Below are 14,783 nucleotides of genomic sequence, written 5' to 3'. Positions count from 1 at the left end.
CCGGCCGGGGGCGTTACCGGCGCCGTTTCCGCGGCGTTCACAGGGCGCGCTTCCGCGGGCCCGGGACCTGCGCATCCGACTCCCGCAGGTACAGCGGGGTGGAGTCCAGGAGCTGCTCCCCGGCAGCGAGCCGCGCCAGCGCGAACTGGCCCAGCGAGAGCGCCTCGGGCTGCCGGGTGGCGAACCCGGGGACGGCGTTGAGCACGTCCGGGTACAGGCCGGCGCCCGCGCCGAAGACGGGAAGGTCCGGCAGATCGGCGGCGGAGCCCACATGCGGACCGTCCACCAGTTGCGGCAGCTGGCTCCCGGCCAGCGCGTAGCGGGCCCAGTAGACCTCCTTGCGCCGTGCGTCGGTTGCGACGATGAACTCGGCCGCCGCTTCCGTGGACTCCGCCACTTCCAGGGCGATGGCGTCCAGGCTCATGAGCCCGAAAAGGGGCTTTTGCCAAACGAAAGCCAGGCTGCGGGCGGTGACGATGCCGGAGCGCAGTCCGGTGAAGGGGCCCGGCCCCACCCCGGTGACAATGAGGTCGACGTCGGAGCCGCTGAGGCCCGCATCCGTGAGCAACTGCTCGATGCCCGGGGCAAGGACCTCGGCGTGGCTGCGGGTGTCCTCGGTCGCGAAGCTGCCGACGACCGATTCGAGCGAGTCGTCGGAAACGAGCGCCGCGCTGGCCACGGCCGAGGTATCGATGGCGAGAATCAGCATCTTCAGTCCGTTTCCGGGGTCGCGGGCAGCTCGGTGGTACCGACCATGTCGGGGATTACAGCCAGGGGGGCCGGCGGCTCGGCCCAGCGGGGGCCGAAGCCGCGGAACACTATGGTCCTGGGCTCGTCGTCGGCGTCGTCGGTGTCGAAGTCCAGCACGCCGCGGGCGGCCTGGGGGCTGGTCGGCTGGGTGCTGGCCGGTTCGGAGCCGGCGGGCTGGGCGCCGCCAAGCTGGCGGTGCAGCTCAACCTCGAGCCGGCTTTCGCTGAGGTGCTCCACCCGGTCACGGCCCCATTCCACGACGGTCACCGCGCTGTCCATGGTGTTTTCCAGGTCGATGTCGTCGATTTCCGAAGCCGAGGCGAGCCGGTACGCGTCAACGTGGACGAGGTCCGGGCCGCCCGGACGCGGGCCGTCCGGCAGGTTCGGGTGGATCCGCACCAGCACGAACGTGGGCGAAATGATCCCGGCGCGGACGCCGAGGCCTTCGCCGAGTCCCTGCGTGAAGGTGGTCTTCCCGGCGCCAAGCTCGCCTGTGAGCACCAGCAGGTCGCCCGCCTCCAGGACGGCGCCGAGCGAGGCCGCGAGGGCGTGCGTTTCCTCCGCGGTCCCGACTTCCAGGGTCCGCTCCCATGCCGGGTGGCTCACTGCGCAGCCCCTTCGCCGGCGGCGGGGTCCTCGTTGATGTAGCGGCGCGGTACCCGAGGGCTGATGCGGGTGACGATTTCGTAGTTGTTGGTGCCTGCAGCCCTGGCCCAGTCCTCGGCTGTGGGACCGCCGTCCGCGCCGTCGCCGAACATCACCGCTTCTGCGCCCAGCAGGCTGGGGCCACCCGCGGAGACCTGCAGCGGGCCGAGGTCGATCACCATCTGGTCCATAGCGATGCGGCCCACCACAGGGTAGTTCACCCCGCCCACCCGGATGGGGCCGCCGGTGGCGACCCGGGGCACGCCGTCGGCGTAGCCCAGCGGGACAAGGCCCAGTGTGCTGGCGCCGCTGGTGCGGTAGTTCAGTCCGTAGGAGACACCCTGGCCGGAGGGGACGTCCTTGCAGTGCGCAACGATGGTGCGGACCGTCATCGCCGGGCGCAGCCCGACCTCCGCGGATCCCTGTCCTTCGAACGGGGAGAGCCCGTAGATGCCCAGGCCCACGCGGACCAGGTCGAAGTGGGTGTCGGGGCGGGACAGGGTCGCCGGGGTGTTGGCGAGGTGGCGGACCTCGGGGTCGACGCCGGCGTCCTGGGCCATCGCCAGGACTTCGCGGAAGGCGGCAAGTTGCTCGTCGGTTTCGGGCCGCTCGGGTTCATCCGCTACGGCCAGGTGCGAGAAGATCCCGACGACGCGCAGCAGGCCCTGGTCCTGGTATTCCATGGCCTCGCCCAGCAGCGTGTCCCAGGTCTCGAGCGTGGCGCCGTTTCGGCCGAGCCCGGTGTCGACTTTCAGGTGGATCCGGGCCGGGCGTTCCTGCTCGCGGGCTGCGGCCACGATCCGGCCCAGCTCCCAGCCGGAGCAGCCGATGTCGATCCCGGCGGCGACGGCGGCGGCGAAGTTACTCTCGGGGGTGTGCAGCCAGGCCAGCAGGGGCGCCTCGATCCCGGCGGCGCGCAGGGCAAGCGCTTCGGAGATGTGCGCGACGCCGAGCCAGCTGGCGCCCGCCTCGAGCGCGGCACGGGCCACCGGGATGGCCCCGTGGCCGTATGCGTCCGCCTTGACGACGGCCATCACCTTCGCGGGCGAAGCGACCTTGGCCAGCCGCCGGACATTGTGCCGGATGGCTTCGAGGTCGATAACGGCCGAGCGCTCCTCGACATGGTCCGGACGCGCTTCCGCCACCGGCCGGAAATCACCTGTTGCTGCTGGGTATATCACTTTACGATTCTACGGGTGGTGGCAGACGGTGCTGAATTCCGCCGACGCCGCGCACCGCTGGACATGCTCATTCGCCGCCCGGCGGACATGCCCATTCCCGGCGGCCACGAGTGGGCAGATGCTGATCATGCCTATTCCCCGCGCCAGGCAACGGACATGTCCAACCCTGCCGGGGCCCAGCATGTCCGAATCCGCGCGCCGGCAGGCTACGCGTCGGACAGGTGCGCGATGGTCGCCGTCGCCCGGCGTTGCGCCTCCGGCGGGACGTCGCGCACGATGTCTTCCAGGAAACGGTAGCGGCGCAGCCATTGACTGCCTTGCCGTTCCTTGCGCGCGTTGGCCCGCTGCCACCAGTCGGCGAGGTCTCCCCAGCCCGGGGCGGCCAGCGAGCCGCCGACCTGCTGCACGGCAAGGGCCGCGCACAGGTTGGCGAAACGGAGCCGGTCCCCCAACGGCCAGCCGGCAAGGCAACCGACGATGAACGCGGCCCCGAAGCAGTCCCCCGCACCGGTGGGGTCGAACGCGGCAACGGGCAGCGACGGCACCCACTCCTCTTCACCGGTCTCGGAGTCCACCGCCATGGAGCCCTGCGGGCCCAGCGTCACCACGGCCACCGGGACCTTATCCGCGAGCGCGTAGAGCGCGGCCCAGGGGTTGTCCTTGCCGGTGAAGGCCATGGCCTCCTGCTGGTTGGGCATGAAGGCGTGGAAGTACCGCAGGTTATCCAACCTGGCCGGGGCCCACGTCCCGGTGGGATCCCAGCCGACGTCGCCGAAAAGCCACACGCCGGCCCGGTGCGCGTCGACAGCCCATGGCTCCAGCTCTTCACCCAGATCGGCGACGGCGGCGAGCGCGGGCGGCGGGCAGCCGATCAGTTCGCTCGAGGTGACAGGTGCCGGGTGGCCGTGGGTGACCATCGAGCGGTCCTTCTCGACGCTCAGCGACACGGTGACCGGCGAGTGCCAGCCGGGAACGCGCCGTGAGAGGGAAAGGTCCACATGTTCCTGCCGGTCCAGGATTTTCCAGTTGTAGTCGCCGTAGCCGTCGTCGCCGAACGCGGCGGCCAGCCCGGTGCGCAGTCCGAGCCTGGCCGCGGCGATGGCCTGGTTCGCCACCCCGCCGGGGCAGCTGCCCATCCCGTCGCTCCAGATTTCAGTCCCGGGCCGGGGAGCGTGCGGCAGCCCGGTGAAGATGATGTCCTGGAACACAGTGCCCGTCAGGAGCAGATCGAATCCTCCCGCCGCGGGGGTACGGACGGCGGCGAGCGGGTCGAAGCGCGGCGCTGGAATCGCGTCCATACACGGCACACTACGCCGTCCGGGTGGTCCGGGAAAGACGTCGCGCAGGGTCCTCCGGCGCGGCTCGGAATAGACTGCTGGCATGCGGCTCATGATCGCCGGCGGCGGCGGATTCCGGGTGCCCCTGGTTTACCGGGCGCTTTGCACCGGGCCCTTCGCCGGGCTGGTCCGGGAGCTGGCGCTATACGACGTCGACGCTGGCCGGCTCGCCGCGATCGAGGCGGTGCTCGCCTCGCTGCCGGGCCGGGGTCCGGGCGGCGGCCCGCCGGTACGCACCACCACGTCCCTGGCCGAGGCGCTGCACGGCACGGACATGGTGTTTGCCGCCATCCGTCCCGGCGGCACCGCCGGACGGATCGCCGATGAGCGTGTGGCGCAGGAGCTGGGCGTCCTTGGCCAGGAGACCACCGGTGCCGGCGGCATCTCATACGCCCTGCGCACCATCCCCCCGATGCTGTCCCTGGCTGCGGCCATGAATCGGTTCTGCCCCGGGGCGTGGCTGGTCAATTTCACGAATCCGGCGGGCATGGTGACCGAGGCATTGGTCCCGGTACTGGGCGACCGGGTAGTGGGCATCTGCGATTCGGCCGGCGGCCTGGTGCACCGCGCCGCGCTGGCTGCCGGCGTCGTGTTGCCCGAGGGAAGCCTCGACGGCGTCGGCTACTACGGACTCAACCACCTGGGCTGGCTGTACCGGCTGCAGTCCGCCGGCCGGGACGTCCTCCCGGCGCTGCTCGCCGATGCCCGGGCGCTGGCCGGCTTCGAAGAGGGCCGGCTCTTCCCGCAGCCTTTCCTCACCGGCCTGGGCTGCGTGCCGAACGAGTACCTGTACTACTACTACGAGACCGCCCGCGCCCTGGCCGCCATGCAGGGCGCCGCCCAGACCCGCGGCGAGTCAATCCACCGGCAGCAGTCCGAGCTGTATCCGCGGCTCGCGTCCGCCGGTCCGGAGGCATACGGGCTCTGGGATGCCGCGCGGCGGGCCCGCGAGGAGGGCTACCTGGCGGAGGCCCGAACCGCCGGCGAGCAGCGGGACGAGGAGGATCTGGCCGGCGGCGGGTATGAACGAGTCGCGCTGGCGGTGATGCGCGCCCTCTCCGGTGGCGGCGCCGCCGAACTGATCCTCAACACGCCCAACACAGCGACGGCGCTGGACGGGTCACGGACCCCCGCGATCCCCGGGCTGCCGGTGGACGCCGTCGTCGAGGTCCCCTGCAGGGTGGACGACGGCGGCGTGCGGCCGCTTCCGCAGGACCGTCCGGGCGAGGCGCAGCTCGCGCTGATGCTGCGGATCAAGGAGGTTGAACGGTTCGTGGTCCAGGCGACTGGGCAGGGGCCCGGGAGCCGGCGGCGGGAGGCGGCCCTCGCCGCGTTCGCACGGCATCCGCTGGTCGATTCGGACGTGCTCGCAGGGCGGCTGCTCGCCGGCTACGAGTCCGCGTTCCCGGACCTGGTCCGGCTCTGGCTGGGCGTGGCCCGCAGTTCCGGGGACGGTTCCTAGCCCGCTCAGCCCGTCCGGCGGCCCGTCTCATTGCCCTCGCTCGGCCCTCAGAGGCCCAGCCTCACCGCGCCGCTCGCAAATTTCTTGGGTTGAATCCGGGCGGGGCAGCTACAGCTTGCGGTACATCACATGCAGGCCCACATAGCCCAGTTGCGGGTGCCGGAAGGCCTCCGGGAGGGTTGCGAGGACCTCGAAGCCCATGGTCTGCCATGCGGCGACGGCCCGGACGTTGCTTTCCACCACGGCGTTGAACTGCATGGCGCGGAAGCCGGCGGCGCGCGCGGCGTCCAGGGAGTATGCGCACAGTGCGCGGGCTACACCCCGGCCGCCGTAGCCGGCCCGGACCATGTAGCCCGCATTGGCGACGTGGCTGCCTCCGCCGCCCTGGTTGGCGTGCAGTTCGCCGGTGCCCAGCACGACGCCGTCCAGCTCGCCGTTCCCGACAGCGACGAAGGTCCGGCCCGGGGCGGTCTTGAACCACTTGGCGCGCGCCTGGTCCTCGGTGGTCCCCCGGTCCCAGGTGAAGGTTTCCCCGGCCCGGATCACCGGCTCAAGGATCTCCCAGATGGCGGCCCAGTCCTCCGCGGTGGCTTCGCGGATCTCCCAGGACGCGGCGGCCGGCCGGACATCTGCGTTCTCGCTCATAGCCGCCACGCTAGCAGCCGGCCGCCCGCGAAGCCGCCGGGAGTTCAGGAGTAATGTTTTATCGAATCCACGTCACGCGAAGGGAAGGAAGAGAATGCCGCTGGTCCGCCGTGTCGCCTTCCTCTCCCTGCACACCTCGCCGATGGAACAACCCGGGTCCGGGGACGCCGGCGGCATGAACGTGTACATCCGCGCCCTCGCCGCGGCCCTGGCGGAGACCGGCGTCGAGGTGGAGATCTTCACACGGTCCACCGCGGCGGGACAGGCCGCCGTCGAGCACCCCAGCCCGGGAGTCTGCGTCCACAACGTCCTGGCCGGGCCGCCGCGGAAACTTCCCAAGGAGGAACTGCCGGCCCTGCTGCACAACATGGTGGCAGAGATCGACCGGATCAAGCAGCTCCAGCCGCACGGCCGCTACGACGTTGTCCATTCCCACTATTGGGTCTCGGGGGTCGCGGGCCTTGAACTCTCGGAGCTGTGGGGGGTGCCGCTGGTGCACACCATGCACACCATGGCGAAGGTCAAAAACCTGCTGCTGGAGTCCGGCGAGCAGCCCGAGCCGCGGCGGCGCGAGGAGGGTGAGCACCGGATCGTCGACGGAGCCACCCGGCTGATCGCCAACACCGGCGCGGAGGCCGCCGAGCTGGTCTCGCACTACGAGGCCGACCCGGACCGCATCGACGTGGCGCCCCCGGGAGTGGACCTGTCCGTCTTCACGCCCGCCTTCCGCAGCCGCGCCCGGAGCCAGCACGGCGTCCCGCCGGGCCGCTTCCACCTGCTCTTCGCCGGGCGGATCCAGCGGCTCAAGGGCCCGCAGATCCTGATCAAGGCGGCCGCGCTGCTGCGCGCCCGCCGCCCGGACATCGATCTGCAGCTGACCATCCTCGGCGCGGTGAGCGGGGCGAAGGATTTTGACCTCAAGGCCCTGATCACCGCTGCGGGAATGGACGACGTCGTCACCCACCATCCGCCGGTCAGCGCACCCAAACTGGCGGGCTGGTACCGCTCGGCCGACGTCGTCGTGATGCCCTCCTACAGCGAATCCTTCGGCTTGGTGGCCCTGGAAGCCCAGGCTTGCGGGACCCCCGTGGTCGCCACCAAAGTGGGCGGCCTGTCGCGGGCGATCTTCGACGGCCGGACCGGCCTGCTGGTGGAAGGGCACAAGGCATCGGACTGGGCCGACGCGCTGGAGGCCCTGCACGACGACGCTGCCACCCGGGAGGACATGGGCCGCGCCGCCTCGGTGCACGCCCAGGGCTTCGGCTGGCAGCGCACCGCCGCGATTACGCTGGAGAGCTACCAGTCCGCATTGGTCCAGTACCTTGGAACACGAAGCATCCCGGTGGGCCACACGCACTGACCGGGATGCAGCACGGAATCCAGGCAGAGCGCCTGGAAGGGCGTTTCGCCGGAACCGCCGGCCGCAGCGCCCCAAAGCCACGAGCTGAAGGGCAACGATGTCTGAGAACACCACGGAGACCGCAGGGGCCACCGCCGCGGCCGGACAGCCGGCAGTGTCGCCCGTCCTGAGCGATCTGGAGATTGCGCAGCGGGCCACCATGCGGCCGATCGAGGACGTGGCCGCCGCGGCCGGAATCAACCCCGAGGCGCTCGAGTTCTACGGCCGCTACAAGGCCAAGATCGATCCCGCCAAGCTGAAGCGGGACGGTGCACACGCGCCCGGCAAGGTGGTGCTGGTTTCGGCGATGTCCCCCACCCCGGCCGGTGAGGGCAAGTCCACCACCACGGTGGGCCTGGCTGATTCCCTGGCCCGCGCCGGGCACCGGGTGATGATCGCGCTGCGCGAACCCTCGCTCGGACCGATCCTCGGCATGAAGGGCGGCGCGACCGGCGGCGGCTACTCCCAGGTGCTGCCGATGGACGAGATCAACCTGCACTTCACCGGCGACTTCCACGCCATCACCTCGGCGAACAACGCCCTGATAGCTCTCGTGGACAACCACATCTACCAAGGCAACGCGCTGAACATCGATCCGCGCCGGATGACGTTCAAGCGGGTGCTGGACATGAACGACCGGGCGCTGCGCGAGGTCGTGATCGGCCTCGGCGGACCCACCCAGGGCGTGCCGCGGCAGGATGGCTTCGACATCACGGTCGCCTCGGAGATCATGGCCGTGTTCTGCCTGGCTACGGACCTGGACGATCTGCGCTCCCGGTTGGGCCGGATCACCTTCGGCTACACCTACGACCGCGAGCCGGTCACGGTTGCCGACCTCGGCGTCCAGGGTGCCCTGACCATGCTGCTCAAGGACGCGATCAAACCGAACCTGGTGCAGACCATCGCGGGCACTCCGGCGCTGGTGCATGGCGGCCCCTTCGCCAACATCGCGCACGGCTGCAACTCGCTGATCGCCACCCAGACGGCGCGCAGCCTGGCCGACGTCGTCATCACCGAGGCCGGCTTCGGCGCCGACCTGGGCGCGGAAAAGTACATGGACATCAAGTCGAGAATGGCCGACGTCGCCCCGGCCGCCGTCGTCGTGGTGGCCACCATCCGTGCACTCAAGATGCACGGCGGCATCGCCAAGGACCAGCTCAAGGAGCCCGACGTCGAGGCGTTGGCCGCCGGCGTCGCCAACCTGCAACGCCACGTGCGCAACGTGGAAAAGTTTGGCATCACCCCGGTGGTTGCGATCAACAAGTTTGGCACCGACAGCCAGGAGGAGCTCGACTGGCTGCTGGACTGGTGCGCCGCGGAGGGCGTGCAGGCGGCCGTGGCCGATGTCTGGGGCCGGGGCGGAGGGGGCGACGGCGGCGATGAACTCGCGGCAAAGGTGGCCGCCGCCATCGACGCGCCGCACGGCTTCCGGCACCTGTACCCGCTGGAGATGTCGGTGGAGGACAAGATCCGAACCATCGTGCAGGAGATTTACGGGGCCGACGGCGTCGACTTCTCCGTGCCGGCGCTCAAGCGGCTCGCGGAGATCGAGAAAAACGGCTGGACCTCGATGCCGGTCTGCATGGCTAAGACGCAGTACTCCTTCAGCGACGACGCCACCAAGCTTGGCGCGCCGAAGGGTTTCACCGTCCACGTCCGGGATCTCATCCCCAAGACCGGTGCCGGCTTCATCGTGGCGCTCACGGGCGCGGTGATGACCATGCCGGGCCTGCCCAAGGTCCCGGCGGCGATGCGGATGGACGTCGACGACGACGGAAACCCCGTGGGCCTCTTCTAGCCGCGACCCTCCCTCACCTCCGGCGCGTTTCCGCCGGACGCTCCCTCACATCCGGCGCCCCAAACCCGACGCTCCCTCACCTCCGGCGCCTCTAAACCCGACGCTCCCTCACCTCCGGCGCCCCCAAACCCGACGCTCCCTCACATCCGGCGCCTCTAAACCCGACGCTCCCTCACCTCCGGTGCCATTACGCCGGACGCTCGCTCAGATCGTGCGCGGCGACAGAGGCAGCTGTGGATAACTCCTGCACGGCTTTTCAAAGTCGCTCACAATGCCAGCATGAGAACAGAGCTACCCGGCGTGCTGGCGGCAGGTCCTTTTACCCTCGCGACTGCGACGGCATTGGGAGTGCCCAGGGCCAGGCTCCGGCAGGCGGACTTCAGGCACGTCAGCCGGGGTCTGTACCGGCCAGCGGGTTGGAGCTTCGAGTTGGAGGCTGCGGCCCGCGCGCTGTCCGCAGCTTCCCCCGGGGCATGGATCTCGCACGTTACGGCGGCTCAACTTCGCAGCCAGCTCTTGCCGCCGTGGCTCTCGGATTTCGAGGAGTTGCATCTGAGCAAGCCGCGCGCGCTCCCCGAAGTCCGTCGTAAGGGGATCGTCGGACACACGGTTATTGCGTTCGACGACGAGATCGAGACGGCGGACGGCATCCGGATCAGCACCCGGCCCCGGACGTGGCTTGACCTGGCCCGGCAATTGAGCCTGTACGAGCTTGTCTGCATGGGAGATGAGCTCGTTCGGATCCCCCGGTTCAACCTTGAGGGGCGGAGCGAGCCTTTCGCGACCATCGACGGGCTGTGGGAGATGCTGCGCCGTCATCCAAACCTGCAGGGGATCGTCCGCGCACGGGAGGCCTTGGATCTGATGCGGGTGGGAGCCGATTCAGGGCCCGAGACCCTCCTCCGCCTCGCGATGTGCGACGCCGGGCTTCCTGAACCAGAGCTGCAGATAGAGCTGCGCCCGGGAAGTGCAGGAACGCCGACGGCGGACCTCGGGTATCGGCGTCGGCGCCTGGCGGTGCAGTACGACGGCGGGCACCACCTGCTCCCTGCCCAGATCTTTAGCGATCGCCGGCGGGACAAGGCCTTCGAGGCCGCGGGCTGGACTGTTCTCCTTCTGACAAAAGAAGACCTTGCGGATGGTTTCGCAGGCGCCGTCGCCAGGATCAAGCGGGTCCTCCGCACTGCCTACATCAGCCCGCCAACCGCCGCCGGCTTTTAGAGCTGAGCTGAGGGAGCGTCCAGCCCAAACCCACCCGACGTGAGGGAGCGTCCGGTCTAAACCCGCCAGACGTGAGGGATCGTCCGGCTAAAACCCACCGGATGTGAGGGAGCGTCGGGAAGGAAGGCCGCCACGTACGCCGGAAACCACAACGCTCCCACACCATAGGTGCGGGAGCGTTGGGTTGAAACGCGCCAGAAGTGAGGGAGCGCCCGCCGAGGGCAGGGCGAAGGGGCTTAGCGCTCCAGGTCGCCGCGGATGAAGGCCTCGACCTTTTCGCGGGCGAGGTCGTCGTTGAACTGCTCCGGCGGGGACTTCATGAAGTAGCTCGAGGCGGAGAGCAGCGGGCCGCCGATGCCGCGGTCCAGGCCGATCTTGGCGGCGCGAACGGCGTCGATGATCACGCCGGCGGAGTTCGGGGAGTCCCAGACCTCCAGCTTGTACTCAAGCGACACGGGGGCGTCACCGAAGTTGCGGCCCTCGAGGCGCACGAACGCCCACTTGCGGTCATCGAGCCACTGGACGTAGTCCGACGGGCCGATGTGCACGTCCTTGGCGGCAAGGTCGGCTTCCACGTTGGAGGTGACGGCCTGGGTCTTGGAGATCTTCTTGGACTCGAGGCGGTCGCGCTCCAGCATGTTCTTGAAGTCCATGTTGCCGCCGACGTTCAGCTGGTAGGTGCGGTCCAGGGTGACGCCGCGGTCTTCGAAGAGCTTGGCCATGACGCGGTGCGTGATGGTGGCACCGATCTGGCTCTTGATGTCGTCGCCCACGATCGGCACGCCGGCTGCGGTGAACTTGTCCGCCCACTCCTTGGTCCCGGCGATGAACACCGGCAGGGCGTTGACGAAGGCCACGCCGGCGTCAATCGCGCACTGGGCGTAGAACTCGGCCGCTTCCTGGGAACCGACGGGCAGGTAGCAGACCATGACGTCGACCTGGGCGTCCTTGAGCGCCTGGACAACGTCGACCGGCTCCTCCGGGGACTGCTCAATGGTCTCGAGGTAGTACTTGCCCAGGCCGTCGAGGGTCGGGCCGCGCTGGACGGTGACGCCGGTCGGCGGGACGTCGGCAATCTTGATGGTGTTGTTTTCGCTGGCGAGGATCGCGGCGGAGAGGTCCTGGCCAACCTTCTTGCCGTCGACGTCGAAGGCCGCCACGAACTGGACGTCGTTGACGTGGTACTTGCCGAACTGCACGTGCATCAGACCCGGGATCGTGGCCTGGGGATCGGCGTCCCGGTAGTACTCGACGCCCTGGACCAGCGAAGTGGCACAGTTACCCACGCCGACGATTGCAACACGAATCGGATTTGTAGACACGAAACTCCCTTTGAGAACAAACTTCACGCGCCCGGCGCGGCCGCACTCTGATGTACGACGGCGGCAAACGGGCACAACGCCATGCGGCGCCCTTAGCATTCTAGTCAACGGCGCCGGGAGCTAAGTTGTTCCCGGCGCCGGTACCGAATCTGTTACGGCCGGCGGCGGCGCCACGAAACCGCCGGCCGGCAGCTTACTTCTGGGCCCAGAGGTTGATGTCGGACTCGACGGCGAACTCGTCGATCGCGTCCAGCTCATCGGCCGTGAAGTCCAGGTTGTTGATCGCGGCGAGTGTGTCTTCGAGCTGCCGGACGCTGGACGCACCGACCAGGGCCGACGTGACCGAGGTGCCCTTGCCCTGTTCGCGCAGGATCCAGGCGATCGCCATCTGCGCGAGGGTCTGGCCGCGGCCTTCCGCGATCCGGTTGAGCCCGCGCACGCGGTCCAGCTTTTCCCCGGTGATCATGCCTTGGTCCAGGGATTTGTCCTGCGCGGCGCGGGAGTCCTCCGGGACGCCATTGAGGTAGCGGTCGGTGAGCATGCCCTGCGCCAGCGGCGAGAAGGCGATGGCCCCCGCGCCAACTTGTTCCAGCGCCTCGTACAGGCTGGGGCTGCCGTTCTCGGTCCACCGGTTCAGCATCGAGTAGCTCGGCTGGTGGATCAGCAGCGGGGTGCCCAGTTCCTTGAGGATCCGGGCCGCTTCGAGGGTCTGTTCCGGGGTGTAGGAGGAGATACCCGCGTAAAGCGCCTTGCCGGAGCGGACGGCCTGGTCCAGGGCGCCCATGGTTTCTTCCAGCGGGGTCTCCGGGTCCGGGCGGTGGCTGTAGAAGATGTCCACGTAGTCCAGGCCCATCCGCGTCAGCGACTGGTCCAGGCTGGCCAGCAGGTACTTCCGGGATCCCCAGTTGCCGTAGGGCCCGGGCCACATGTCGTAGCCCGCCTTGCTGGAGATGACGAGTTCGTCCCGGTAGGGCTTGAAATCGTCCTTGTAGTGGCGGCCGAAGTTGGTTTCGGCGCTGCCGTAGGGCGGGCCGTAGTTGTTGGCCAGGTCGAAGTGGGTGACGCCCAGGTCAAAGGCGCGGCGCAGGATGGCGCGCTGGACCTCGAAGGGCTTGTCATCGCCGAAATTGTGCCAGAGGCCGAGGGAGATGGCGGGAAGTTTCAGCCCGCTGCGTCCCACCCGGCGGTAGGGCATGGTGTCGTATCGGTTCTCTGCTGCAAGGTAAGTCATGCGTTCTATCCTGTCCTATCGGGAGACGACGGCGGCGCTGTGGCCGGGCAGCCCGGCCCGGCCTCCGGTCAGCGTGACGCCGTCCTCGGTGGCCAGCAGCAGCGAGCCGCCGGTTACGGGGATCTGGCGTGGTTCGGCGGAGAAGTTCATCGCCACCTCCACGGTGCCGCGGCGCAACAGCAGCCAGCCCTCGTCTTCACTGAAGTCGACGGAGGTCTCGGCGAAACCGCCGTCGGCGAGTTCCGGCGTCGCGCGGCGCAGCGCGATCAGTTTCCGGTACAGCTCGAGCAGCCGGGCATGCTCCCCCGACCCGGCTTCGGACCAGTCCAGCTTGGAGCGGGTGAAGGTCGCCGGATCCTGCGGGTCGGGCACGACGGCGGGGTCCCAGCCCATCCGTTCGAATTCCTTGATCCGGCCCTCCGCGGTGGCCTTCCCGAGCTCGGGTTCCGGGTGCGAGGTGAAGAACTGCCAGGGGGTGGTGGCGCCGTATTCTTCGCCCATGAACAGCATCGGTGTGAACGGCGAGGTCAGGGTGGCGACGGCGGCGAGCGCCAACTGGCCGTAGCCAAGGCTCTGGGAGAGCCGGTCGCCGGTGGCCCGGTTGCCGATCTGGTCGTGGTTCTGGCTGCAGACGACGAGCGCGGCCGGGTGCACGAGGGAGGTGTTGATGGGCCGTCCGTGGTGCCGTCCCCGGAAACTGGAGTAGCTGCCGTCGTGGAAGAAGCCCTTTTCCAGGACCTTGGCCAGCGCCTCCAAGGAATCGAAGTCGCTGTAGTAGCCGGTGGTTTCGCCGCTGACGTTGACGTGGACCGCGTGGTGGAAGTCATCGCTCCACTGCCCGGTAAGGCCGTAGCCGTTGGCGTCCCGGGGGTAGAGGAGCCGCGGGTTGTTCAGGTCGGACTCGGCAACCATGGTCGCCGGGCGCCCGGTTTCGGCGGCGATTTCATCCGCGAGCGCGCCGAAGTCCTCCAGCAGGTGGACCGCGCGTTCGTCCTTGAAGGCGTGCACGGCGTCCAGCCGCAGGCCGTCCACGTGGTAGTCGCGCAGCCACATGGCGGCGTTGTCGAGGATGTAGCGGCGGACGACGTCGGAACCGGCGCCGTCCAGGTTGACCGAATCACCCCAGGTGTTCCCCTCCCCCGATTTGAGGTAGGGCCCGAACCGGGGCAGATAGTTGCCGCTGGGGCCGAGGTGGTTGTAAACGACGTCCTGGATGACGCCGAGGCCCGCCGCGTGGGCAGCGTCGACGAAGCGCTGGTAGGCGGCCGGACCGCCGTAGCCCTCGTGCACGGTGTACCAGAGCACGCCGTCGTAGCCCCAGTTGTGGGTGCCGTTGAAACCGTTGACCGGCAGCAGTTCCACGAAGTCGACGCCGAGGTCGGCGAGGTAGCCGAGCTTGCCGATCGCGGCGTCCAGGGTTCCCTCCGGCGTGAAGGTGCCCACGTGGAGCTCGTAGATGACGCCGCCCTGCAGCCCGCGGCCCTTCCACTGGCCGTCGGCCCACTCATGGCTGCCGGGGTCGAAGGTGCGGGAGAGCGAGTGGACGCCGCCGGGCTGGCGGCGGGACCGCGGGTCCGGCAGCGGGGTGCTGTCCCCGTCCAGCAGGTAGCCGTAGTCGACGTCCCCGGACGCCGGGGCGTCCGGGGCGCTCCACCAGCCCTCACTGCCCGCACTCCCCACGCCGGCGGCCCGGGTCATCGGGTACTTCCTGCCGTCGGCGAGGAGCGTGACTTCCTGCGCGTCCGGCGCCCAAAGATCGAAGCGTGCGGTTCCGTGTGCGGGCAGAGTCATT

12 protein-coding genes are annotated in these 14,783 nt (G+C 69.3%); 4 read left to right on the top strand and 8 right to left on the bottom strand.

All coding sequences use genetic code 11. The features are described 5' to 3' along the window. Positions 1-37: 37 nt before the first annotated feature. The 4 genes from tsaB to AC1DK9_RS03485 form a co-directional block, all read right to left on the bottom strand. Complete coding sequence (gene tsaB, locus AC1DK9_RS03500; RefSeq protein ID WP_476915000.1) at positions 38-709, bottom strand: tRNA (adenosine(37)-N6)-threonylcarbamoyltransferase complex dimerization subunit type 1 TsaB; 672 nt, start codon at positions 707-709, stop codon at positions 38-40. A gap of 2 nt (positions 710-711) precedes the next feature. After that, positions 712-1,356, bottom strand: a complete 645-nt coding sequence (tsaE, locus tag AC1DK9_RS03495; protein ID WP_476914999.1) for a tRNA (adenosine(37)-N6)-threonylcarbamoyltransferase complex ATPase subunit type 1 TsaE — start codon at positions 1,354-1,356, stop codon at positions 712-714. Continuing rightward, on the bottom strand, positions 1,353-2,576 hold the full coding sequence (alr, locus tag AC1DK9_RS03490; RefSeq protein ID WP_476914998.1) for an alanine racemase: 1,224 nt from the start codon (positions 2,574-2,576) through the stop codon (positions 1,353-1,355). Before alr ends, tsaE begins: the two co-directional genes overlap by 4 nt. Before the next feature lie 206 nt (positions 2,577-2,782). Next, positions 2,783-3,874, bottom strand: coding sequence for a carbohydrate kinase family protein (locus AC1DK9_RS03485; RefSeq protein WP_476914997.1), 1,092 nt, complete (start codon positions 3,872-3,874; stop codon positions 2,783-2,785). An 82-nt stretch (positions 3,875-3,956) separates the two neighbouring features. On the opposite strand from AC1DK9_RS03485, the gene AC1DK9_RS03480 reads away from it, so the two are divergent. Continuing rightward, on the top strand, positions 3,957-5,375 hold the full coding sequence (locus tag AC1DK9_RS03480; protein WP_476914996.1) for a family 4 glycosyl hydrolase: 1,419 nt from the start codon (positions 3,957-3,959) through the stop codon (positions 5,373-5,375). A 108-nt stretch (positions 5,376-5,483) separates the two neighbouring features. On the opposite strand, the gene AC1DK9_RS03475 is transcribed toward AC1DK9_RS03480, so the two are convergent. Further along, positions 5,484-6,020, bottom strand: coding sequence for an N-acetyltransferase family protein (locus tag AC1DK9_RS03475; protein ID WP_476914995.1), 537 nt, complete (start codon positions 6,018-6,020; stop codon positions 5,484-5,486). A 94-nt stretch (positions 6,021-6,114) separates the two neighbouring features. Between AC1DK9_RS03475 and mshA the strand changes: the two genes are divergently transcribed. From mshA to AC1DK9_RS03460, 3 genes are all read left to right on the top strand, one after another. Beyond that, positions 6,115-7,380 (top strand): D-inositol-3-phosphate glycosyltransferase, encoded by a 1,266-nt coding sequence (mshA, locus tag AC1DK9_RS03470; protein WP_476914994.1) that lies wholly within the window; start codon positions 6,115-6,117, stop codon positions 7,378-7,380. 97 nt (positions 7,381-7,477) lie between these two features. Then, positions 7,478-9,217, top strand: a complete 1,740-nt coding sequence (locus AC1DK9_RS03465; RefSeq protein WP_476914993.1) for a formate--tetrahydrofolate ligase — start codon at positions 7,478-7,480, stop codon at positions 9,215-9,217. 279 nt (positions 9,218-9,496) lie between these two features. Continuing rightward, the gene (locus AC1DK9_RS03460) at positions 9,497-10,438 is read left to right on the top strand and encodes a hypothetical protein (RefSeq protein ID WP_476914992.1); all 942 of its coding nucleotides are present in this window, start codon (positions 9,497-9,499) and stop codon (positions 10,436-10,438) included. A gap of 236 nt (positions 10,439-10,674) precedes the next feature. Here AC1DK9_RS03460 and AC1DK9_RS03455 read toward each other — a convergent pair whose 3' ends face one another. The 3 genes from AC1DK9_RS03455 to treZ all read right to left on the bottom strand — a co-directional run bounded on the left by AC1DK9_RS03455 (position 10,675) and on the right by treZ (position 14,782). Continuing rightward, positions 10,675-11,760: an inositol-3-phosphate synthase gene (locus AC1DK9_RS03455; protein WP_476862322.1), complete on the bottom strand. Its 1,086-nt coding sequence runs from the start codon at positions 11,758-11,760 to the stop codon at positions 10,675-10,677. Between the two features lie 193 nt (positions 11,761-11,953). Beyond that, the gene (mgrA, locus tag AC1DK9_RS03450; protein ID WP_476914991.1) at positions 11,954-12,991 is read right to left on the bottom strand and encodes an L-glyceraldehyde 3-phosphate reductase; all 1,038 of its coding nucleotides are present in this window, start codon (positions 12,989-12,991) and stop codon (positions 11,954-11,956) included. A gap of 15 nt (positions 12,992-13,006) precedes the next feature. Continuing rightward, positions 13,007-14,782, bottom strand: coding sequence for a malto-oligosyltrehalose trehalohydrolase (treZ, locus tag AC1DK9_RS03445; RefSeq protein ID WP_476914990.1), 1,776 nt, complete (start codon positions 14,780-14,782; stop codon positions 13,007-13,009). Position 14,783: the final 1 nt, after the last annotated feature.

This window comes from Arthrobacter sp. 01T414 (assembly GCF_056398965.1).
Note: the sequence above shows the minus strand (reverse complement) of the source record. Positions and strands in the feature narration are given on the sequence as shown.

What these genes read in the sequence shown, in the direction of transcription:
- tsaB (WP_476915000.1), bottom strand. Translation starts at nt 709, where the DNA reads ATGCTGATTCTCGCCATCGATACCTCGGCCGTGGCCAGCGCGGCGCTC.
- AC1DK9_RS03485 (WP_476914997.1), bottom strand. Translation starts at nt 3,874, where the DNA reads ATGGACGCGATTCCAGCGCCGCGCTTCGACCCGCTCGCCGCCGTCCGT.
- AC1DK9_RS03480 (WP_476914996.1), top strand. Translation starts at nt 3,957, where the DNA reads ATGCGGCTCATGATCGCCGGCGGCGGCGGATTCCGGGTGCCCCTGGTT.
- AC1DK9_RS03475 (WP_476914995.1), bottom strand. Translation starts at nt 6,020, where the DNA reads ATGAGCGAGAACGCAGATGTCCGGCCGGCCGCCGCGTCCTGGGAGATC.
- mshA (WP_476914994.1), top strand. Translation starts at nt 6,115, where the DNA reads ATGCCGCTGGTCCGCCGTGTCGCCTTCCTCTCCCTGCACACCTCGCCG.
- AC1DK9_RS03465 (WP_476914993.1), top strand. Translation starts at nt 7,478, where the DNA reads ATGTCTGAGAACACCACGGAGACCGCAGGGGCCACCGCCGCGGCCGGA.
- AC1DK9_RS03460 (WP_476914992.1), top strand. Translation starts at nt 9,497, where the DNA reads ATGAGAACAGAGCTACCCGGCGTGCTGGCGGCAGGTCCTTTTACCCTC.
- mgrA (WP_476914991.1), bottom strand. Translation starts at nt 12,991, where the DNA reads ATGACTTACCTTGCAGCAGAGAACCGATACGACACCATGCCCTACCGC.
- treZ (WP_476914990.1), bottom strand. Translation starts at nt 14,782, where the DNA reads ATGACTCTGCCCGCACACGGAACCGCACGCTTCGATCTTTGGGCGCCG.